The following is a 20,012-nucleotide window of genomic DNA, read 5'->3' on the forward strand; positions in this document are numbered from 1 at the left end:
GCTGTGGGTTGCCGGCATCACGCGGCGCGCGTGCTGGCGCGAATCGATTCGAGCAGCGACAGGGCCCGCTGTGCAGCTTCTCTGCCGCCCGCCTGCGCGCCTCGCACATAGGCAGGGCGCATGTCTTCGATGGCACCGAGCGCAGCGACCGCCTGCGGGTCGGCCACGCTCAGCCGACGCAACTCGTTCACGACGAGCAGGTAGGTGTGCATGACGTCTTGCGCGGGCGGCGTCGCGCCGAGCCGGTGCAGATGGGCATTGAGCCAATGCGAGCCGGCGAGCATTGCCGCCTCGATGATGATTTCGTGATCTTCCGGACCGCACTTGCGCAAGGATTTCTCGATGCGCAGTGCTGCCTCTTCATGTTCGTGGGGCTTCATGCCTTACTCCGACGGACAGCGGTGGTTCATGATGGCCAGGCATTCGGCGAAGGCCTGCTCGCATGCGTCGACGATCTCCCGCGTTGGCTTGCAGCCTTCGCGCACACAGGGATCGCGGTGCGCTTCGATGCGCTCCATCGCATGCATCATTTGGGTGACGTCCTCGGGCACCGGCGCCTCGATGACCGGACGCCCGACGTGCAGGATGTCGCCCAGCGCACCGAACCGCGGCACCAGGCCGCCATCGGCCTGCGGCATCAGATAGACACCCGGCTGCATTGCGTAGGCCTCCACCGGCTGCGTCACTCCGCAGTGGTGGAGTGCGGCATTGACCGCATGGGTGCCCGACAGCATGGTCGCCCAGAACCACAGCTCGAAATCATCCAGCGGGTCGAGCCGATCGCGCAGCTGGTTGAGCTTCCTTATCTTGTCCAAGTGACCTGAGATCTTCATGAGAGTTTGCCTTCGACGATGCGGCAACTGTAGTTGGCGTGTGAGTTCGAGTCAACAAGTCCTATATAGGACAACTACCTAGGAGTTCTCTCAAGTTCCTTCTTGCACAGTGGAGATGCACTGCTTATAGTTGCCATGTCCTATACAGGAGTCAAATATGCCAAGAAGCATCACCCTTCATCCCGCCGACAACGTCGCAACCTTGATCGATCCCGCTCGCGAAGGCGACACGTGCTTCCTGCAGGGCGAGGGTTCAGGTCAGGTCGTCGCGCGGCAGGACGTCGCGTTCGGCCACAAGATCTGCATATCGCCGATCCCCTTGGGGGCCAACGTGCTCAAGTACGGGCAAGTCATCGGTCGTGCCACGCGGGCCATCGCTCCCGGAGAACACGCGCACGTCCACAACTTCGATTCCGCTCGCGCTCGCGGCGATCTGGAAGAACGCCAGGAAACCCAACCATGACCAAGACATTTCTCGGCTATCGGCGCAATCACGGCGCCGCAGGCGTGCGCAACTGGATCGCCGTGATCTCGGTGATGGACAACTGCAATCCGGCGACGCGCGCGATCTCGCAGGCTGTGGGCGGAACCCTTCCCGTCACCACGCTGTTCGTGCGCGGCCAGTTCGGGGCCGATCTCGAGTTCGCGCTCGATTCGCTGGCAGGACTGGGGCGCAATCCCAACATCGCGGGCGTTCTCCTGGTGGGACTCGAAGAGTCGTCGACCGAAGAAGTCGCCCGTCGCATCCGTCCCACCGGCAAGCCCGTGGAGGTCGTGCACCTGCAGCCGAATGGCACGATCGAGTGCGTCGCGCAGGGAACGCGCCGGGCTGCACGCCTGGTGCTGCAGGCCTCGCAGATGAGGCGCGAGCCGTGCCCGATGTCGGACCTCGTGATGGGTGTCGAGTGCGGCGGCTCCGACACCACGTCTGGCCTGAGCTGCAACCCGACCATTGGACGCGTGGCCGATCGGCTGGTCGAGGCCGGCGGTACGGTCATCATCTCGGAGACCTCCGAGTTCATTGGTGCCGAGCATCTGTTCGCGGCCCGCGCGGTGGACGCCACCGTCAAGAAGGCCTTCCTGGATGCCGTGAAGGGCATGGAAACCATGGCCGTCGAGCGCGGCGTCAACATGCGCGACTCGCAGCCCGCGCCCGACAACAAGAAGGGCGGCCTCACCACCGTCGAGGAGAAGGCGCTGGGTGCACTGGCCAAGGCCGGCAAGAGCGCGCTCGTGGGCGTGCTGAGCTACGGCCAGCCCCCAGCGCGCAAGGGGCTGCACTTCATGGACGCGCCCTCGGGTGCTGTCGAGAACCTGACGGGTTTCGCCGTCAGCGGCTGCCAGCTGATCTGCTTCGGCACGGGTGTCGGCAACCCGATCGGCAACATGGTGGCGCCCACGATCAAGATCTGCGGCAACGTCAACACCGTGAATTCGATGCGCGACAACATTGATTTCGACGTCAGCGCAATCTTCGAGTCCTCGGCCCGGATCGCGGACCTGGGCGACCAGCTCTACGACTACGTGGCGGAGGTCGGATCAGGCACCCGCATCACCAGCGAGATCCTGAACATCCGGGAAACGGCGGTCAGCCGGTTCGAACGCAGCCTTTGAACTCCACCATGACCAAGCTTGAACGCGTCTCCGACGCCATCATCGAAGCCATCGAATCGGGCGCACTGCGCGAGGGCGATCGCCTGCCGTCCGAGGAGGAGTTCGCCGCACAGCACAGCGTGAGCGTGGGCACCATGCAGAAGGCGCTGGCGCGACTGGCACACGCGGGCCTCATTCGGCGCGAGCATGGGCGCGGGACCTTCATCTCGGGAAACAAGGTGGCCCCGGCCGACGTGCGACACCTGCGATTCCTCGACGAGCAAGGCCATCCGCTCACGTCCTACGTCCACGCGAATGGCATCAAGCGCATGAAGCGCAAGGGACCCTGGTCGGATTTCCTCGAAGGCGAAACTTTCGTGCGCATCGATCGCACCATCAACGTCGGCGGCAAGTTCGACCTCAGCAGCGAATTCTGGTTGCGCGAGGAAGATTTCGAAAAGCTCGGGGTGGAGCGCCAGGATCTGGAAAGCAATCTGCGCGAACTGCTTCTGCAACGACTGGCCCTTCCGACGCTGCGGGTGGATCAATGGATCCGCTTTGCGCCGCCCACCGCCGCTGCGATCCGCTCGCTCGACCTGGACCCGGAGCAGCCGAGCTTCCTGATGGAACTGCGCGGCTACACGCTCAGCGACAAGCCCCTGTACTACCAGGTCGTCTGCGGCGGGCCCTTCTCCGAGCGACTGGTGATCGTTCGCTAGTTCCACATCCCGATTGCACTTCATGACGACCCGTTCCATCGAATCCCTGACGGATTGGACCGCCCAGATCCTGGAATCCTGCCAGGTCGCGCCGGACGACGCGCTGCTGGCAGCCCAATTGCTGGTGCGCAGCGAGTTGCGTGGATACGCGACCCACGGCATGACGCGCCTGCCATCCTATGTCGAGCGCCTGCTGGCCCAGGACTTCAATCCGCACGCGCGCTTGCAGCATCGCTCGTTCGCCGGCGGCGTCGTGCTCGACGCAGACGGTGCCATGGGCCAGATTGCGGGCGCGCACGCCGTGCGGCTCGGGTTGCAGGCGCTCGAGCACAGCGCCAGTGTTCTGGTGGCCGTCCAGTCCTGCGGTCATATGGGCGCGCTGGGAGTCTACGCGCTGCTGGCGGCCGAAGCCGGCGCGATGTGCCTGGTCGGGCAACGCACGCCGCCACTGCTCGCAATGGAAGGCTTCGCCGGCGCGGCGATCGGCCACAACCCGATCGCGTTCGGTTGCCCCGCACAGGGCGAGCCAGCCATTGTCTTCGACATCGCCTGCAGCGTCGCGGCGCGTGGGCATGTGCTGCTGGCCGATCGCGAAGGGCGCGACATTCCTGCGGGGTGGGCGCTCGATCCTCAAGGGCGCCCAACGACCGACCCCAAGGCGGCGCTGGCCGGCTCGCTGCTGCCCATGGGGGGGCACAAGGGCATCGGCATTGCGATGATGGTCGAGTGCCTGGCCGGCGCCCTGGCGGCCACCGCCGAATCCTTTGCGCCGGAATGGCAGCACGTGCCGGCTTCAGGTGCCATGGGCCGGCAAAGCGCCTTCGTCTGGATGGTCAAGCCGCAGGCCTTCGCACCGCAGCCGATGCTGGCCGACTACATGCACCAGTGGATCAACCATTACCGGGATTGCGGTGGCGAGCACGCGCGCCTGCCGGGGCAGCGCGGTGCCGAACAGGAGCAGCGTGCGCACCACAAAGGCATCGAACTGCCTGAGAGCCTGACGCGCGAACTGATCGCACTCGGCACGCGTCGGCAATTGGCTTTTCCCGCCTGAGCTTCCATCCATACAAGACATGACCAGCGAGATCTCCCCATGAACGCACCGGTATCCAAACTGCATCTCGAAGCGCTCGAGAAAGTGACCCTCGACGATCGCTACACCCTGAACACCGGCCGCGCCTTCATGAGCGGCGTGCAGGCCTTGGTGCGGCTGCCGATGCTGCAACGCAGGCGCGATGCAAGCGCCGGCCACAACACCGCCGCATTCATTTCCGGCTACCGCGGCTCCCCGCTGGGCACCTACGACCAGGCACTGTGGCAGGCCAAGAAGCATCTTGCCGACAACCACGTGGTCTTCAAGCCCGGCGTCAACGAGGAGCTCGGCGTCACCGCCGTATGGGGGTCGCAACAGCTGGAGTTCGATGCGGCGAGCAAGAACTACGACGGCGTGTTCGGCATCTGGTATGGCAAGGGGCCCGGCGTGGATCGCAGCGGCGACGCGCTCAAGCACGCCAACCTGGCCGGTACCGCGCCCCTGGGCGGTGTGATCGCACTGGCCGGCGACGACCACGTGTCCAAGAGCAGCACGCTGGCGCACCAGAGCGACCATACCTTCATGGCCTGCGGACTGCCGGTGTTCTTTCCGTCGAACGTGCAGGACATTCTCGATCTCGGCGTGCATGCCTTCGCCATGAGCCGTTTCAGCGGACTGTGGGCCGGCATGAAGACGGTGCAGGAGGTGGTGGAATCGGGCGCCTCGGTGCTGACCGATGCCGAGCGCGTGCGCACCGCGCTGCCAGAAGACTTCGCCATGCCCGAGGGCGGCATCCACATCCGATGGCCTGACGACCCACTGGGTGCCGAGGCGCGAATGATGGAATTCAAGTGGCCGGCTGCATTGGCCTACATCCGGGCGAACCGGCTCAATCACAACGTGGTGGCGGGCCAGAACGACCGTCTGGGCCTCATTTCCAGTGGCAAGGCCTACAGCGACACCCGCCAGGCGTTGCTCGACCTGGGCTTGGACGACACGACATGCCGCGCGCTCGGCATCCGGGTGCACAAGGTCAACGTGGTATGGCCATTGGAGCCGGCAAGCGTGCGCGAGTTTGCCCACGGGTTGCGCGAAGTCCTGGTGGTCGAGGAGAAGCGCCCGATCATCGAGCAGCAACTCAAGGATGAGCTGTACCACTATCCGCCGCAGCATCGCCCCGTCGTGTTCGGAAAATACGACCATGCGGAAGGCGCCGGTGGCGAATGGAGTCACAGCCGGCCCGCCGAAAGCTGGCTGCTGCGCGCCAAGGCCGACCTGTCGCCCGCACTGGTGGCAAAGGCCATCGCCCACCGTCTCAAGCTGCTGGGAGTGCCTGCCGACGTGGCTGCACGGATGGACGTGCGATTGGGGGAGATCGAGGCGAAGCAGCGGTCGACCGCGCAAGGCGACAGCCGTGGTACCGACCGCCTTCCATGGTTCTGCCCCGGTTGCCCGCACAACACCAGCACACGCGTGCCGGAAGGCTCCATCGCCATGGCCGGCATCGGCTGCCACGGTATGGTGACGTGGATGGATCGCTCGACCACCTCCTGGACCCAAATGGGTGGCGAGGGAGTGCCCTGGATGGGGCAGGCGCCATTCAGCAAGCGCAAGCACATGTTCGCCAACCTGGGCGACGGCACTTACAACCACTCGGGCCTGCTCGCCGTGCGCCAGTCGATCAATGCCGGCGTCAACCTGACCTACAAGATCCTCTTCAACAGCGCCGTCGCCATGACCGGCGGCCAACCGGTGGACGGCGGCCAGCTCGACGTGCCGGCCATGTCGCGCGAACTGGCGGCCGAAGGTGCGCGCCAGATCGTCGTGGTGACCGACGAGCCCGCCAAGTACGAGGGCGTCACCAACCTGGCCCCGGGCGTGACCATCCGGCACCGCGACGAGCTCGACACCGTGCAGCGCGAGCTGCGCGAAGCGGAGGGCGTCACCGTGATCATCTATGACCAGGCATGCGCGACCAAGAAGCGTCGCGAGCGAAAGCGCGGCACGATGGTCGACCCGGCCAAGCGCGTGGTCATCAACGAGCTCGTGTGCGAAGGCTGCGGCGACTGCTCGGTGCAGAGCAACTGTCTCGCGGTGCAGCCGGTGGAAACTGAATTCGGTCGCAAGCGCAAGGTCAACCAGGACACCTGCAACAAGGATTTCTCCTGCGTCAAGGGCTTTTGCCCGAGCTTCGTGACGGTGGAAGGCGGCCAGCTCAAGAAGCCGGTCGCCGCTGCCAAGGGCAAGGCTGCCGTTCCTGACGCCATCCCCATGCCCGAGCTGCCGGACGCCACCACGCCTCGACGCATCGTGGTGGCGGGCATCGGCGGCACGGGCATCGTGACCATCGGCGGCGTGCTCGGCATGGCCGCGCACCTGGAAGGCAAGGGCGTGATCACGCAGGATGCCACCGGCATGGCGCAGATGGGTGGTGCGACCTGGAGCCATATCCAGATTGCCGCCAGCCCGGACGCGCTGCATGCCAGCCGCGTCGACCTCGCCATGGCGGACCTGGTGATCGGCTGCGACATGGTGGTCGCCGCCAGCAAGACAACGCTGGCCACGATGTCGCGCGAACGGACCTTTGTGGTCCTGAACAGCCATCTCACGCCGACCGCGGCCTTCGTCAAGAACCCGGATTGGGATGCGCAGGCGGATCAGGCCGTTGCAAGGATCGCCCAGGCCGTCGGCGAGGGCGCGCTGGCCAGCCTGCATGCCGAACAGGTGGCGACCCAATTGCTGGGCGCGTCGATCTACGCCAACCTGCTGCTGCTCGGCTATGCCTGGCAAAAGGGCAGGGTCCCTCTGTCCCATGCGGCGCTGATGCGCGCCATCGAACTCAATGCCCTGCAGGTGGAGAATAACAAGGCCGCCTTCGAATGGGGACGCCTGTGCGCACATGACCTGTCCAGGGTGCCGCTGCGGACAGCCGATGCCCAGGTGATCCAGTTCACGCGCAAGCCATCGGTGAGCGACCTCATCGGCAAGCACGCGGAATTCCTCACTGGATACCAGAACCGCGCCTACGCCGAGCAGTATGAGACTTTCATCGCCGGTGTGCGCAAGAGCGAATCAATCGTCGGCAACGCGCGCTTCACCGAGGCGGTTGCCCGTTCGCTGTTCAAGCTGATGGCCTACAAGGATGAGTACGAGGTGGCGCGGCTGCATACCGGCGCGGCCTTTCGCAAGCAGATCGAATCCATGTTCGAGGGCAAGGTTCGCCTAGTGCATCACCTGGCTCCGCCCATGTTCGCGAAGAAGAATCGAGATGGCGAACCGGTCAAGGGCGAGTACGGTCCTTGGATGCGCAGTGCGTTCGGTCTCTTGGCCCGGCTCAAGGGCCTGCGCGGAACGGCCTTCGACCCCTTCGGCTACACGGACGAGCGCAGGCAGGAGCCGGCGCTCATCCTTGAATATCGAATCTGCATCGAGGAGCTGCTGGCCAAGCTGTCGGCGCACAACCTCGACCTGGCGCTGGAAATCGCCAGGATCCCGGAGGAGATCCGCGGCTACGGCCACGTCAAGGCGCGCAATGCCGTTGCTGCGAGGTCCAAGTGGGGCCGCTTGATGGCCCAGTGGCGCGATCAGGCGTCGCAGCCGCAGGACAAGAAGGCTAAAGCCGCGGCCTGAACCCATTCATCCCGTCGAAGCTTTCGATGGCCGGGACACCGGCCATGTGACTCCCATCCCCACAGACCCATAGCGCGGCAAACACCCGACCGCACAAGGAGACAGCCATGCTCATCGATTCCTCCACCCTGGCGGCACCGCCGCACGCACCGGTCCCGGCCAAGGACAGCGCCAAGCCAATGTCGAAGGCGTCGGCCATCACCGCCATCACCATCGGCGGCGCCCTGGAACTGTATGACTCAGGGGTGTACAACTTCTTTGCCATGCTGATCATCCCGCTGTATTTCCCGGTGGGAAATCCGCTCGGTCAGTTGTTGTTGGTCTTTGGAACCTTTGGTGCCGGCTACCTGATGCGCCCGCTGGGGGGCCTGGTGATCGGCGCCTACGCCGACCGGCGAGGGCGCAAGCCGGCAGTGCTGCTGTCCATGTGGCTGATGGCTTTTAGCGCCCTGATTCTTGTGCTGACGCCGACGTATGCGCAGATCGGCGTCATCGCGCCGGTCCTGATGATCGTCGCCCGTCTGGTCCAGGGCTTTGCGATCGGCGGAGAAATGGGCTCGGCCAGCGCCATGCTGCTGGAGTACGCAGATGAACGCTCGCGCGGCTTCTACACCAGCTGGCAGACGGCCAGCCAGGGCATCGCCGCGGTGTTCGCCGCGCTGGTAGCGCTCGTCCTCAGCCATTCGCTGCCTGCAACGGCACTGGAGTCCTGGGGCTGGCGCGTGGCCTTCCTGATCGGCATCCTGGTCATCCCGGTCGGCCAGGTGATCCGCAAACGCCTGGAAGAAACCCTTCCCCCTGCACCGCGCAAGAAGGCGGCCGCAGGCGGATGGCAACTGATGCGCCAGCACCGGCGTGAACTGACGGCGAGCGTGCTGCTGATGACCGGGCTGGCGGCTGCCGTGCACCTGATAGCCTACTACCTGCCTAACTACGCCACGTTCCAGCTGAACATCCCTCGCGACCAGGCAGTCTGGGCAGGCTTCGTGGCAGCGGCCATGATGGTCGTCTTTGGCCCCATCGCCGGTCGGATGACGGACCGGGTAGGGCGCCGCAAGATGGTTTGGTGGACGCGGGTGGCGCTGCTCGTGATGGCGTACCCGGCCTTCGTCCTGCTCAATGCCTTTCCATCGTTGCCATGCCTGCTGCTGGTGGTGGGATGCCTGGCCATTCCCATGGCCATGACCTCGCCCCCGACGCTGGTGCTGGTGAGCGAGGTATTGCCGCAGCGGCTGCGGGCCACCGGCATGGCCGTGACGTACTACGTGGCCGTTGCCGTATTCGGCGGCTTCGCGCAGTTGTTTTCGACGGCGCTGATCCATCTGGCCGACAGCCCCAATGCGCCGGCGTTCTATCTCATCGGATGCGGCCTGGTCTCGCTGCTCGGGCTGGCGGCCGTGCCCGAGACGCTCGGCCGGAAGTTGCAATAGACGAGCTGATCGCGGCCATCCGATTCAACAATTAAGGAGACAACCCATGTTCATTGCCCGTGCCCTCTGCCTGACCCTGCTGGGTCTGGCCCTTTGCACTTCACAGGTCCAAGCCCAGGATGCGGCCCCTTTCCCCACGCGGCCGCTGAAACTGGTGGTCCCCCTCACACCGGGGACGACCACCGACCAGGTCGCGCGGGAATTCGCTGACCGCATGGCCAGGAAGCTCGGACAGCCGGTGGTGGTGGACAACAAGCCCGGTGCGGGCGGGGTGATCGCGGCGCAGGCAGTGGCCAAGTCGGCGCCTGACGGCTACACCCTCCTGCTGATCAATTCCCAGCATGCGATCAATCCGGCCGCCTACGACGCGTTGCCCTACGACACCTTGCGCGACTTCACGGGCATTGCCCTGGTCGGGGATGCACCCGCGGTCATTGCAGTGCCGCCCGCGCTCGGCGTGCGCAATCTTGCCGAGTTCATCGCTCTGGCCAAGAAGCGCCCGGGCGAAATCAACTACGGCTCGTCGGGCATCGGCAGCCAGACCCATTTGGCCGGCGCCTATTTCGCGACCCAGGCCGGGGTGGTGATGACGCATGTCCCTTACCGGTCTTCATCGGAAGTGACCACCGACCTGATCACCAATCGGATCCAGTCGGTTTTCACGCCCGCCGCATTCGTGCTCGGGCAGATTCGCGAAGGCAAGCTGCAGGCTCTGGCCGTCACCGGACCCGAGCGATTGAGCCTGCTTCGCGAAGTACCCACCACCAGCGAAGCCGGCCTTCCGGCGTATCAGTTCGCAACCTGGTTCGGCTTCGTAGCGCCCAGCAAGGTACCGCCCCACATCATGAACCAGCTGGCGCGCACGATGAAGTCTGTCCTCGACGATCCGGCCCTCCGGCAGAAGTTTGCCGACCAAGGCATCACGCCGAGGTATCTCATGCTTCAGGAATTCGACGGCTACATCAAGTCGGAGATGGATCGACTGGGGCCGATCGTGAAGGCGTCTGGCATGCAGGAGAAGCTCACGCAGAAGCGTTGACGTGCGGCGGCATCTGCGGTCGGCCATGGACCGCGGGCCGGCCGGCACGTGTGCGATGCAGACACCAGGCCAATGGCATTTGTCCATGACGCCCTCTGAAAAGGAATGATGACATGTTGATAGGCGTGCCGGCCGAAATTGCGCCTGGCGAAACCCGAGTGGCGGTAACGCCCGAGACGGCGAAAAAACTCACCGCGCAAGGCCACACCGTCCGGGTGCAGGCGGGTGCCGGCGTGGCCGCCAGCGTGCCCGACGTGGCCTACCAGGCGGCGGGTGCCGAGATCACCGATGTCGATGGCGCCTATGGCGCCGACATCGTGCTGAAGGTGCGCACACCTTTCGACAACGAAGCCGCGCTCATGAAACCGGGCACGGTCGTCATCGGCATGCTCAACCCCTTCGACGCCACCGGCCTGCAGCGCCTGGCCACGGCCGGCCTGACCAGCTTCGCACTGGAGGCCGCGCCACGCACCACGCGTGCCCAGAGCATGGACGTGCTCTCGTCGCAGGCCAACATCGCCGGCTACAAGGCCGTGATGATGGCGGCCGACAAGTACCAGCGCTTCTTCCCGATGCTGATGACCGCGGCCGGCACGGTGAAGGCCGCGCGGGTGGTGATCCTCGGCGTCGGCGTGGCGGGCCTGCAGGCCATCGCCACGGCCAAGCGCCTGGGCGCGGTGATCGAGGCCAGCGACGTTCGCCCCAGCGTGAAGGAGCAGATCGAATCGCTCGGCGCCAAGTTCATCGAGGTCTCCTACGACACCGGTGAAGAGAAGGAAGCCGCGGTCGGCGTCGGCGGCTATGCCAAGCCGATGCCGCCGAGCTGGCTGGCACGCCAGCAGGTCGAGGTGGCCAAGCGCGTGGCGCTGGCCGACATCGTGATCAGCACCGCGTTGATCCCCGGGCGCGCCGCGCCCACGCTCATCACCGAGGACATGGTCAAGTCGATGAAGCCCGGCTCGGTCATCGTCGACATCGCCGCCGGCCGGGGTGCCGACGGCATCGGCGGCAACTGCCCGCTGTCGGAGGCCGACAAGACGGTGATCAAGCATGGCGTGACGCTGGTCGGCGAAACCAATCTCGCCGCCCTGGTGGCGGCCGACGCCTCGGCCCTCTATGCGCGCAACGTGCTCGACTTCCTGAAGCTGATCATCACCAAGGAAGGCGCGCTCAAGATCGATCTCGAGGACGACATCGTCGCGGCCTGCCGCATGACGCAAGACGGCCAGGTCACCCGCACCTAACGAACGAAGCAACGATCGAGGAGAAGAGCATGGATCCCGTTTCCCACACAGTCATCAACCTCATCATCTTCGTGCTGGCCATCTACGTGGGCTACCACGTCGTGTGGACCGTCACGCCCGCGCTGCACACGCCGCTGATGGCGGTGACCAACGCGATCTCGGCGATCGTCATCGTCGGCGCGATGCTGGCGGCGGCCATGACCGGCAGCGTGTTCGGCAAGACCATGGGCGTGCTGGCCGTGGCGCTGGCCGCGGTGAACGTGTTCGGCGGCTTCCTGGTCACCCGGCGAATGCTGGAGATGTTCAAGAAGAAAGAGAAGAAGGCACCGGCGGGAGAGAAGTCATGAGCATGAACGTCGTCACGCTGCTGTACCTCATCGCCAGCATCTGCTTCATCCAGGCCTTGAAGGGCCTGAGCCATCCGACCACGTCGATCCGCGGCAACATGTTCGGCATGGTCGGCATGGCCATCGCCATCCTGACCACCGCCGCGCTGATCGTGCAGCTGTCCAGCGGCAACCTGATCGGCATGGGCTGGGTACTGCTGGGCCTGGTGGTCGGCGGCGGCTACGGCGCCTATCGCGCCAAGACGGTCGAGATGACGGCCATGCCCGAGCTGGTCGCGTTCTTCCACAGCATGATCGGCATGGCGGCGGTGTTCATCGCCATCGCCGCGGTGGTCGAGCCCTGGGCCTTCGGCATCACGCCGCTGCCGGTGGCGGCGGCCGGCACGGTCAACACGCCGGAGGGCGCGATGATCGTCGACGGTTTCCTGCGCTTTGCGATCCCGGCGGGCAACCGCTTCGAGCTGTTTCTGGGTGCGGCCATCGGCGCGATCACCTTCAGCGGCTCGGTCATCGCCTTCGGCAAGCTGTCGGGCAAGTACAAGTTCCGCCTGTTCCAGGGTGCGCCGGTGCAGTTCAAGGGCCAGCACATGGTCAACCTGGTGCTGGGCCTGATCACCATCGGCCTGGGCCTGCTGTTCGTCGTCACCGAGAGCTGGCCGGCCTTCTTCCTGATGGTGCTGCTGTCCTTCGTGATGGGCGTGCTGATCATCATCCCGATCGGCGGGGCGGACATGCCGGTGGTGGTGTCGATGCTCAACAGCTATTCGGGCTGGGCGGCGGCGGGCATCGGCTTCTCGCTGAACAACGCGATGCTGATCGTGGCCGGTTCGCTGGTGGGCTCCTCGGGCGCGATCCTCTCCTACATCATGTGCAAGGCAATGAACCGCTCGTTCTTCAGCGTGATCCTGGGCGGCTTCGGCGGCGAGGCGGTGTCCGCCGCCGGCGCTGCCAAGGAGCAGCGCCCGGTCAAGAGCGGCAGCGCCGACGACGCGGCCTTCGTGCTCTCCAACGCCGAGACCGTGATCATCGTGCCGGGCTACGGCCTGGCGGTGGCGCGCGCGCAGCATGCGGTGAAGGAACTGGCGCAGAAGCTCATCGAGCATGGCGTGACGGTGAAGTACGCGATCCACCCGGTGGCGGGCCGCATGCCGGGCCACATGAACGTGCTGCTGGCCGAGGCCGAGGTGCCCTACGACCAGGTCTTCGAGATGGAAGACATCAACGGCGAATTCGGCCAGGCCGACGTGGCGATCATCCTGGGCGCCAACGACGTGGTGAACCCCGCCGCGCTGCAGAAGGGCACGCCGATCTACGGCATGCCGATCCTGGAGGCCTACAAGGCCAAGACGGTGATCGTCAACAAGCGCTCCATGGCCGCGGGCTACGCCGGGCTGGACAACGAGCTGTTCTACATGGACAAGACCATGATGGTCTTCGGCGATGCCAAGAAGGTGGTCGAGGACATGGGCAAGGCGATCGAGTAACAACGGGAATCCCATGAGAAATCCAATCCGCCGCGCCTGCGTGGCGCTGGGCATGGCCTGCCTTGCCGTCGTCGGCACTTCGGCGTGCGCGCAAGCCACGTACCCCGATCGCGCCATCAAGTTGATCGTGCCTTGGCCTGCCGGTGGCAGCGTGGACATCGCCGCGCGAGTTGTCGCCGAACAACTTGCGCTCAACCTCGGGCAGCCCGTTGTCGTGGACAACCGACCCGGCGCAGCCGGGAATATCGGGGCGGCGGCAGCGGCCAAAGCCAATCCGGACGGGTACACGCTAGTGATGGCAACGACACCCATGATCATCAATCGCAGTCTCTACAACAACCTGCCGTTTGATCTGTCGCGAGACTTCACGCCGATCACTCAGCTGGTCAATTTGAACTACGTCCTGGCCGTGCATCCTTCCGTGGCCATTTCAGTGCAGGAACTGATAGCCAAGGCCAGGGCAAATCCGGGACAGATCAGCTATGCCTCATCGGGAGCCGGAACACAGCTGCATCTCATCGGCGAAGGCTTCAGGCGACAGGCCGGTATCGACATTGTCCACGCGCCATACAAGGGCGCCCCACCGGCGCTGGCGGACATGGTTGGCGGCCATGTCCAGATGATGTTCCCTGGTTTGCCCGTGGTGGAGCCGCTGCTTAAGTCCGGTCGGCTCAAAGCGCTGGCTGTGGTCAGCACCCGTAGACTGGCGCTGCTGCCGAATGTTCCAACCTTGGCTGAGGCGGGCGTACCGAACATCGATTTCACGGAATGGTATGGCGTCGTGGCTCCCGCAGGCACGCCCGACAAGATCGTGACCAGGCTCAACGGCGAGATCGCGAAAGTCCTTCGAATGCCCGAGGTTCGTCAACGCCTGGTGGGTCGGGGCTTTGATCCAGCCAGTGGCCCAGCGCAGGAATTCGCGGATCTGATTCAGAAAGAGCAGAAGAAGTGGTCGGCTGTCGTCGCGCAACTAGGCATCCGTCTAGATGAATAGGCGGCCCGACAGATCTTCCGCCTGCAGATGAACGGATACGGCAGTACATACTGCGACCCGCCGCGACTCCGGTCGACGTCATTCCGAGCATGCACCGTGGCAACTGAAGCACAAGCACCAATTGCCAGCGCAAAGACCGCCGTCTGCATGCCTCGCGACCCCCACCTTCGACCACAACGATCACTTGGAGAAAATATGACGCGCTACCGCCTTCGCACTCTCGTCGAGCAAGTGCTGCATCCCGTACACACGACACTGAACTGGCACCACCAGATCCTCACGCACCCTAGCCATCCGCTTCGCCGTAGTCGGCTCACTCGCTACCCCGCCGCGAGCGTCGAATCGGTGTTGCGTCTGATCCGGCAGTACCCGAAGCAAGCCTTCAGTTTTGAGCCCCTCGCCATCGACGGCAAGCCGACGCCCATTGTCGAGGAGGTCGTGGTTGAGAAGCCGTTTTGCCAGTTGCGGCGCTTTCATCATGCCGGCACCGCCAAGGCGCCGAAAGTTCTCTTTGTCGCCGCAATGTCCGGCCACCATGCCACTCTCTCGAAGGACACGCTGCGCGAATTCCTGCCGGACTGCGATGTCTACATCACGGACTGGATCGATGCCCGGCTGGTGCCTCAGTCGGAAGGGCGCTTCGGCTTTGACGAGTATGTGCAGTACCTGGTCGAGTTTCTCGATGCGCTGGGGCCGAACGTGCATCTCGTCGGCCTGTGCCAGGCTGCAGTACCTGCGCTGTGTGCCGCCGCCTTGATGGCCGAGGACAGGCATCCGCATCGGCCGCGCACGCTGTCACTGCTCGCCGGTCCCATCGACATCCGTGTCAACCGAAACACCGTCACCAAGCTTGCGGACCGTGTTCCCCTGTCCGTGATGCGCCTCAACGTGCACAAGGTGCCATCCCGCTATCCAGGCGCCGGGCGTCTTGTCTACCCCGGCTACCTGCAGTTGGGGGCGTTCGTGTCGCTGAATCTGCGCACGCATATCGGCAAGCATGTGCAATTCTTCAAGGACGTGGCGCAGGGCAACCAGGCCGCCGCTCAAAAGCATCGTCTCTTCTACGACGAGTACAACGCCATGATGGACGCCACGGCCGAGTTCTATCTCGAGACGCTGCAGCGCGTGTTCATGGACCAGCAACTCGCCAAGGGCACGCTGCGGGTGCATGGGCGACGCGTCGATTGCGGCGCCCTGAAGGATGTTGCGCTGCTCACGCTCGAGGGCGCCCAGGACGACCTGGTGGCCATTGGCGTCACCGAGGCGGCGCAGGGCCTGTGCGGGAACCTGCCGGCTCGCTTGCGCGAGCATCATGTGCAGGAAGGCGTCGGGCACTACGGTGTCTTCAACGGCTCGATCTACAAATCCGAGATCGCTCCGCGCATGAAGGCTTTCATGGGCCGTCACGCCGCGGCAAGCGCGAAGGACAAGAAGGCAAAAATGGCGGCTGCAGTTCCAGCCCCATGATCCCACGAGCTGCGCCGGCTGCAGGGCTTGGCAGCGTCTGTGAGGTCCTGCGCCCGCATGCCCTTCAGGTTGCCAGCCGGTGCACCGTGCCCTGCGGAGCCGCGCTGAGGCGCCCAGGGCACGTCGGCAGCTCTTGAGGAGGGCCGGGCCCTTGCATGTCGCAAACGCAATGCCAAACGTCATGGATTGACGTGCCTGGCGAGAGTGTGCAGGTGGTGGCTCCTCCTCTGAAGACTTCAGGGAACTGGCCGGCCTCATGTCCAGCAACGCCAAGCATCCGTGAACGCATTGAATTCGAACAGGACTTGGCAAGATACGCCAACCTCGCGAAGAATCAGCAAAGCTTGAATTTGCATGAGTCCAACGCGGAACTCGGCAGGGCTGATCGCAATTGCACTCTAATCACCGTCGTCAACTTCTTCATCAAGAGGTTGCACGGTATCGCCACGTGGATAACGCTTGAGTGCCGTTCTGAACGCCTCGACGACCCCATCAGGATGGTCCATCGTCACGTGAAGGTTCTTCAAAAGGCCGTCGCCAAGGCCGTAGACCCAGCCGTGGATTGCCAACTTGTCACCGCGAGACCAAGCATCTTGGACCACGGTGCACAACGCGACGTTGCCCACCTGCTCGATCACGTTCATTTCACAAAGAATGTTTTCTTGTTGCTCAGGCGGAAGATGATCAAGCCGTTTTCGGTGACGAAGACGGACATCTTGAATATGCCGCAACCAGTTGTCCGCAAGGCCGATACGTCTTCCGTGAGTTGCAGCGCGTACGCCGGCACATCCGTGGTGACCAACCACCATGATGTGTTCAACTTTAAGGTGTTCCACTGCAAACTGGATCGTCGAAAGTGCATTCAGATCAGAGGGCACAACCAAATTCGCGACGTTTCTGTGCACAAATATTTCGCCCGGGTCGAGGCCGGTTATTTGGTTTGCGGGCACGCGGCTATCCGCGCATCCAATCCACATGTATTTAGGGCTCTGCTGACTTGCCAATCGGGAAAAGAATCCCGGCATCCGAGCCTCTGTAGCAGTGGCCCAGTCTCGATTATTGGCAAACAGATGGTCAAGTTCGTCACTCATTCCAAAGCTCCGTAGGTGCTTATAGAAGCCAACGGTTAAAGGCGTTGTCGCTCGGGAGGGGCGGTGCCTCCCGCGCAGCCCCCGGCGTCCATCGCTGGAACTTTGGCTCAGGCAAGTGTGCGCGACCGATGCGCGAGAAGATCATCTCAGATTCTAGGAGTGACGTTGGAGAAAGCGGGCTCGGAGGATGGAAGATGACCGGCAGTCAAGACCGAGTTGGCGGGCAAGTCGAGAGTGACGATGAGCGCCGCACGATCTGCGGACCCTTGACCGGAATCGACGAGCAAAAGGGCGTGCCAGTGCAAGGTGCGGAGGCCACCCAGCTGAATACCGGCATCTGAGACGGACGACGTCCCGGGCCGACTCTTAGCCGGACTTCACCCGCCACCGGGACCACAGCGCGCCGCCTTGACCGAGCGCAAGGGCCATGCGCGCCATTGGGTCGGCCGGCACCTGGCGCAGCGACCTGAGCAGCGGCTGCAGGTCAGGCTTTTCCAGTCGCCAGAATTCCTTGCGCTCGTAGGGCAACGGCGGGTAGATGGCTTTGGGGCGGCGCTGCGGTCTGGTAAGCGGCATGGTAGGCGACATGAGCCGAAGCCTAGCGCGAAGGCCTGCGACGGGTGGTGAGTTTTCTCAATGTCGTGGCGGCCTCCGTGCGGCACAAAAAGAGCGGACACGAGAGGAACCCTTGCGCGTAGTCATAGCCTTACTGTTTGCGGCGGCCGTGGTCATCGTGCTGGTCGCCACGAAGTGTTCGTTCTGCTCGACACCAGCCTGTGAGGCCGCACTACGCAGGGCGAGGCTGTGACAAGGATCCTGTTCGTCATCGGGCTCGTGCCGGCGGTGCTGGAAGTGCGGCTCGTGTGGTGGGCCTGGCAGACGTAGCTCGTGGGCGCGGCAGGAAGCCAAGCGCTGCCGCAACAGCCAGCAGTCCCGCTCATGCGCAACCCACGCGAGTTCCTCGGTCTGCTCCCAGCCCTGCACCCTTGAACTCGGCGCCCGCGGCCGCACACAGCTTCGGATCGAATAGCCCATCTCGCGCAGGCCACACATCAGCTCGCCGCGTTACCGCGCCTACCGCGCGCATCGGCAGAGCCCGGTCACGCCACCTGCGTGTCAATCCAGACCCGGAGCATGTTGAACAGGGGCGTGATCCGTTCATTTCGACCGCAGCGGCGCATGCTCCGCGTTCGCCCCGGTACGCTCAGTACTTCCCTGCACTAAACAAGAAGAAGGGTGAAACCCTGTTCTCGAGCGCAAGACGACTTGCGTAAGATTTGCAACCGCCCCCAACCAAAGTACCCATGCTTGATGTCGACTTGCCAGCGCCCGCTGCGGCAGTTCGTAACCTTCTTGCCAGTCACGGGATCGTTCCGGCCCTGGCACTCCTCAACGAAAGGACGCCCTACCGATTCACGGCAATCTACAAATTTAACGGCGAGGTGATGCACGCCGCATACGCTTTCGACCGCGACTGCGAATACCGTACGTGGCTGAAGGTGGTGCCTCTGTCCAAGAGCTTCTGCCAGCACGCGATTGCACATGGCGAGTTCGTGACCAGTCACGCCTCGAAGGATCAGCGCCTTACGAATCGACCCTATGCGGGCATGGTTGAGTCCTACTATGGCCGACTGCTGACGCGAGAGTGCGGCAAGCCTTATGGCACATTTATCCATTTCGACTTGGAGCCGCGCAGCATTCCCCCAAAGGAAATTCGTGTGCTGCGCGAGGTGATCCCGCAGTTCATTGACTACCTGAAATGAACGGGCTCCACGGGGTCCTGCTGTGTCGGAAATATCTCTGTTATTAAAAGACCCGGGCAAATTCCGGCGAGCCAACGAATGTCACCACGGAGCACGCGCCGGCGCTGAGTATTGGTGCAAACGCCACCGTGACCACGCCGGCGATTCAGGCCGATGCGGACAACACCAAGGCTCGCGGAATCTCTTATTTCTCCGACATCGACCTGCGCGGCGCACCCGTTGCAAAACCTGCGCAATAGCCCTGTCTCGATTCTTACTCAGCAGTCAGAAATATAGGCGACAGAAGGCGTTTCGAAGAATGATCGAACAAGCCGGCGGTTCTTCTGCATGTCGCGCAGCTGCTGGTCCACTCGAATTTCGAGTTTCTCGCCAGCTCTCAAGGGGTTGCGAGCCACGCCGGTGCGCTTGACGTGACTCCACACCAGCTCGTCCGGATTCAGGTCCGGTGCGTAGCCCGGCAGGATGTGCATGCTCAGCTGGCCCTGGGTGGACTCGATGTACTGGCGCACGTTCGCTTTCTTATGGGCCGGCAACCCGTCGACCACCAAGTGCACGGGTTTGCTGCGACCCTTCATCATCTTCTTGAGCAATTCGATGAACAGCTCAGCATTCAGCGCCCCTTGATAGGTCGCGAACCAGAAGCCACCTCTGGCATTGATGGCCGAGGCCGCCGAGACCGACTGGCGTTGGCCGGGACGCTCAATGACCGGGGTCTTGCCCTTGGGCGCCCAGGTCTTGCCGTACACGGTGTCGGCACGAAAACCCGACTCGTCCCAGAAGTAGACTTCGCCCCCGCTTTGCCTCGCAGCCGCAGCGATACCGGGGTAGGTTTCGCGCTGCCAGCGCTCGATGGCTTGAGGATCTCGCTGGTAGGCGCGTTGCAGTGGCTTTTGCGGGGTCAGTCCGAGCTTGGCCAGCAACGCACCGACTGCCGTCACTCCCATCTTCGCGCCGAACTTTTGTTCGATCAGCGTCACGACAATGGCGCGTGTCCACAGCCCGAAGTCCAGTCCGTACTGTCGCGGGTCGCGTCCATTGATCCAACGAAACACTTGGCGCTCCTGTGCGGGACTCAGCGTTCGCGGTCGGCCGGTGCCGCGTGTGCCGCGCAATGCCTTGAGGCCTTTTCCTCGACCCGACGAGGCTCTCAGCCATTTGTAGATCGTGGTTCGGCTGAAGCCGTAGGCGGCGATCACCGAAGAGGGCTTCTCGCCATCGCGAACTCGCTCGACTGCCATCAGGCGAATCTCTTCAAGCGTTTTGTGATCCAGCTTGCGGCCATCTCGCTTCATACGCCATTGGAACACCAATTCGATTGCTGCGGCGCCTATTTGTGGCCTAAATT

Annotated in this window: 19 protein-coding genes; 14 read left to right on the forward strand and 5 right to left on the reverse strand. The window is 63.8% G+C overall.

Annotation, left to right across the window (positions count from 1 at the left end):
- Nucleotides 1-17 precede the first annotated feature (17 nt).
- Both HCU76_RS26910 and HCU76_RS26915 read right to left on the reverse strand, forming a co-directional pair.
- Nucleotides 18-380, reverse strand: coding sequence for a hypothetical protein (locus tag HCU76_RS26910; protein WP_213958941.1), 363 nt, complete (start codon nucleotides 378-380; stop codon nucleotides 18-20).
- Between the two features lie 3 nt (nucleotides 381-383).
- Nucleotides 384-833 (reverse strand): hypothetical protein, encoded by a 450-nt coding sequence (locus tag HCU76_RS26915; protein ID WP_213958942.1) that lies wholly within the window; start codon nucleotides 831-833, stop codon nucleotides 384-386.
- A gap of 202 nt (nucleotides 834-1,035) precedes the next feature.
- Between HCU76_RS26915 and HCU76_RS26920 the strand changes: the two genes are divergently transcribed.
- From HCU76_RS26920 to phaZ, 12 genes are all read left to right on the forward strand, one after another.
- Nucleotides 1,036-1,296 (forward strand): UxaA family hydrolase, encoded by a 261-nt coding sequence (locus HCU76_RS26920; RefSeq protein ID WP_256354476.1) that lies wholly within the window; start codon nucleotides 1,036-1,038, stop codon nucleotides 1,294-1,296.
- A complete protein-coding gene (locus tag HCU76_RS26925; protein WP_213958944.1) occupies nucleotides 1,293-2,447 on the forward strand; it encodes a UxaA family hydrolase in 1,155 nt (384 codons plus the stop codon). Before HCU76_RS26920 ends, HCU76_RS26925 begins: the two co-directional genes overlap by 4 nt.
- 8 nt (nucleotides 2,448-2,455) lie before the next feature.
- Nucleotides 2,456-3,145 carry a GntR family transcriptional regulator gene (locus HCU76_RS26930; protein WP_213958945.1) on the forward strand — a complete coding sequence of 230 codons (690 nt, stop codon included), beginning with the start codon at nucleotides 2,456-2,458 and terminating at the stop codon, nucleotides 3,143-3,145.
- A 22-nt stretch (nucleotides 3,146-3,167) separates the two neighbouring features.
- On the forward strand, nucleotides 3,168-4,199 hold the full coding sequence (locus tag HCU76_RS26935; RefSeq protein ID WP_213958946.1) for an Ldh family oxidoreductase: 1,032 nt from the start codon (nucleotides 3,168-3,170) through the stop codon (nucleotides 4,197-4,199).
- A 39-nt stretch (nucleotides 4,200-4,238) separates the two neighbouring features.
- A complete protein-coding gene (locus HCU76_RS26940; protein WP_213958947.1) occupies nucleotides 4,239-7,808 on the forward strand; it encodes an indolepyruvate ferredoxin oxidoreductase family protein in 3,570 nt (1,189 codons plus the stop codon).
- A 107-nt stretch (nucleotides 7,809-7,915) separates the two neighbouring features.
- Complete coding sequence (locus tag HCU76_RS26945) at nucleotides 7,916-9,238, forward strand: MFS transporter (RefSeq protein WP_213958948.1); 1,323 nt, start codon at nucleotides 7,916-7,918, stop codon at nucleotides 9,236-9,238.
- A 46-nt stretch (nucleotides 9,239-9,284) separates the two neighbouring features.
- Nucleotides 9,285-10,277: a tripartite tricarboxylate transporter substrate binding protein gene (locus HCU76_RS26950; protein ID WP_213958949.1), complete on the forward strand. Its 993-nt coding sequence runs from the start codon at nucleotides 9,285-9,287 to the stop codon at nucleotides 10,275-10,277.
- Between the two features lie 113 nt (nucleotides 10,278-10,390).
- Nucleotides 10,391-11,521, forward strand: a complete 1,131-nt coding sequence (locus HCU76_RS26955; protein ID WP_213958950.1) for a Re/Si-specific NAD(P)(+) transhydrogenase subunit alpha — start codon at nucleotides 10,391-10,393, stop codon at nucleotides 11,519-11,521.
- Between the two features lie 29 nt (nucleotides 11,522-11,550).
- On the forward strand, nucleotides 11,551-11,868 hold the full coding sequence (locus HCU76_RS26960) for an NAD(P) transhydrogenase subunit alpha (protein ID WP_213958951.1): 318 nt from the start codon (nucleotides 11,551-11,553) through the stop codon (nucleotides 11,866-11,868).
- Nucleotides 11,865-13,352, forward strand: coding sequence for an NAD(P)(+) transhydrogenase (Re/Si-specific) subunit beta (locus HCU76_RS26965; RefSeq protein WP_213958952.1), 1,488 nt, complete (start codon nucleotides 11,865-11,867; stop codon nucleotides 13,350-13,352). The genes HCU76_RS26960 and HCU76_RS26965 overlap by 4 nt, the downstream gene beginning before the upstream one ends.
- Before the next feature lie 13 nt (nucleotides 13,353-13,365).
- The gene (locus HCU76_RS26970) at nucleotides 13,366-14,346 is read left to right on the forward strand and encodes a tripartite tricarboxylate transporter substrate binding protein (protein WP_213958953.1); all 981 of its coding nucleotides are present in this window, start codon (nucleotides 13,366-13,368) and stop codon (nucleotides 14,344-14,346) included.
- 195 nt (nucleotides 14,347-14,541) lie between these two features.
- On the forward strand, nucleotides 14,542-15,813 hold the full coding sequence (gene phaZ, locus HCU76_RS26975) for a polyhydroxyalkanoate depolymerase (protein WP_213958954.1): 1,272 nt from the start codon (nucleotides 14,542-14,544) through the stop codon (nucleotides 15,811-15,813).
- A gap of 398 nt (nucleotides 15,814-16,211) precedes the next feature.
- Here phaZ and can read toward each other — a convergent pair whose 3' ends face one another.
- Together can and HCU76_RS26985 are read right to left on the reverse strand one after the other, a co-directional pair.
- Nucleotides 16,212-16,904, reverse strand: a complete 693-nt coding sequence (gene can / locus HCU76_RS26980; RefSeq protein WP_213958955.1) for a carbonate dehydratase — start codon at nucleotides 16,902-16,904, stop codon at nucleotides 16,212-16,214.
- Nucleotides 16,905-17,270: 366 nt separating this feature from the next.
- Nucleotides 17,271-17,480, reverse strand: coding sequence for a hypothetical protein (locus tag HCU76_RS26985; protein ID WP_213958956.1), 210 nt, complete (start codon nucleotides 17,478-17,480; stop codon nucleotides 17,271-17,273).
- 728 nt (nucleotides 17,481-18,208) lie between these two features.
- Between HCU76_RS26985 and HCU76_RS26990 the strand changes: the two genes are divergently transcribed.
- Nucleotides 18,209-18,667: a hypothetical protein gene (locus tag HCU76_RS26990; protein ID WP_213958957.1), complete on the forward strand. Its 459-nt coding sequence runs from the start codon at nucleotides 18,209-18,211 to the stop codon at nucleotides 18,665-18,667.
- Between the two features lie 128 nt (nucleotides 18,668-18,795).
- On the forward strand, nucleotides 18,796-18,906 hold the full coding sequence (locus tag HCU76_RS26995; protein WP_218511090.1) for a DUF3047 domain-containing protein: 111 nt from the start codon (nucleotides 18,796-18,798) through the stop codon (nucleotides 18,904-18,906).
- 18 nt (nucleotides 18,907-18,924) lie between these two features.
- Here the strand turns inward: HCU76_RS26995 and HCU76_RS27000 are convergent, their stop codons facing one another.
- Complete coding sequence (locus HCU76_RS27000) at nucleotides 18,925-19,959, reverse strand: IS630 family transposase (RefSeq protein WP_213958995.1); 1,035 nt, start codon at nucleotides 19,957-19,959, stop codon at nucleotides 18,925-18,927.
- Between the last annotated feature and the right edge of the window lie 53 nt (nucleotides 19,960-20,012).

This window comes from Variovorax sp. dw_308 (genome assembly GCF_019207085.1).
Classification (GTDB): Bacteria; Pseudomonadota; Gammaproteobacteria; order Burkholderiales; family Burkholderiaceae_C; genus Variovorax.

Bases quoted from the DNA above. Each gene is read 5' to 3' on its own strand.
- HCU76_RS26985 (WP_213958956.1), bottom strand. From the start codon at position 17,480: ATGCCGCTTACCAGACCGCAGCGCCGCCCCAAAGCCATCTACCCGCCG.
- HCU76_RS26940 (WP_213958947.1), top strand. From the start codon at position 4,239: ATGAACGCACCGGTATCCAAACTGCATCTCGAAGCGCTCGAGAAAGTG.
- HCU76_RS27000 (WP_213958995.1), bottom strand. From the start codon at position 19,959: ATGAAGCGAGATGGCCGCAAGCTGGATCACAAAACGCTTGAAGAGATT.
- HCU76_RS26950 (WP_213958949.1), top strand. From the start codon at position 9,285: ATGTTCATTGCCCGTGCCCTCTGCCTGACCCTGCTGGGTCTGGCCCTT.
- HCU76_RS26945 (WP_213958948.1), top strand. From the start codon at position 7,916: ATGCTCATCGATTCCTCCACCCTGGCGGCACCGCCGCACGCACCGGTC.
- HCU76_RS26935 (WP_213958946.1), top strand. From the start codon at position 3,168: ATGACGACCCGTTCCATCGAATCCCTGACGGATTGGACCGCCCAGATC.
- phaZ (WP_213958954.1), top strand. From the start codon at position 14,542: ATGACGCGCTACCGCCTTCGCACTCTCGTCGAGCAAGTGCTGCATCCC.
- HCU76_RS26965 (WP_213958952.1), top strand. From the start codon at position 11,865: ATGAGCATGAACGTCGTCACGCTGCTGTACCTCATCGCCAGCATCTGC.
- HCU76_RS26910 (WP_213958941.1), bottom strand. From the start codon at position 380: ATGAAGCCCCACGAACATGAAGAGGCAGCACTGCGCATCGAGAAATCC.
- HCU76_RS26930 (WP_213958945.1), top strand. From the start codon at position 2,456: ATGACCAAGCTTGAACGCGTCTCCGACGCCATCATCGAAGCCATCGAA.
- HCU76_RS26955 (WP_213958950.1), top strand. From the start codon at position 10,391: ATGTTGATAGGCGTGCCGGCCGAAATTGCGCCTGGCGAAACCCGAGTG.
- HCU76_RS26960 (WP_213958951.1), top strand. From the start codon at position 11,551: ATGGATCCCGTTTCCCACACAGTCATCAACCTCATCATCTTCGTGCTG.
- HCU76_RS26990 (WP_213958957.1), top strand. From the start codon at position 18,209: ATGCTTGATGTCGACTTGCCAGCGCCCGCTGCGGCAGTTCGTAACCTT.
- HCU76_RS26970 (WP_213958953.1), top strand. From the start codon at position 13,366: ATGAGAAATCCAATCCGCCGCGCCTGCGTGGCGCTGGGCATGGCCTGC.
- HCU76_RS26915 (WP_213958942.1), bottom strand. From the start codon at position 833: ATGAAGATCTCAGGTCACTTGGACAAGATAAGGAAGCTCAACCAGCTG.
- can (WP_213958955.1), bottom strand. From the start codon at position 16,904: ATGAGTGACGAACTTGACCATCTGTTTGCCAATAATCGAGACTGGGCC.
- HCU76_RS26925 (WP_213958944.1), top strand. From the start codon at position 1,293: ATGACCAAGACATTTCTCGGCTATCGGCGCAATCACGGCGCCGCAGGC.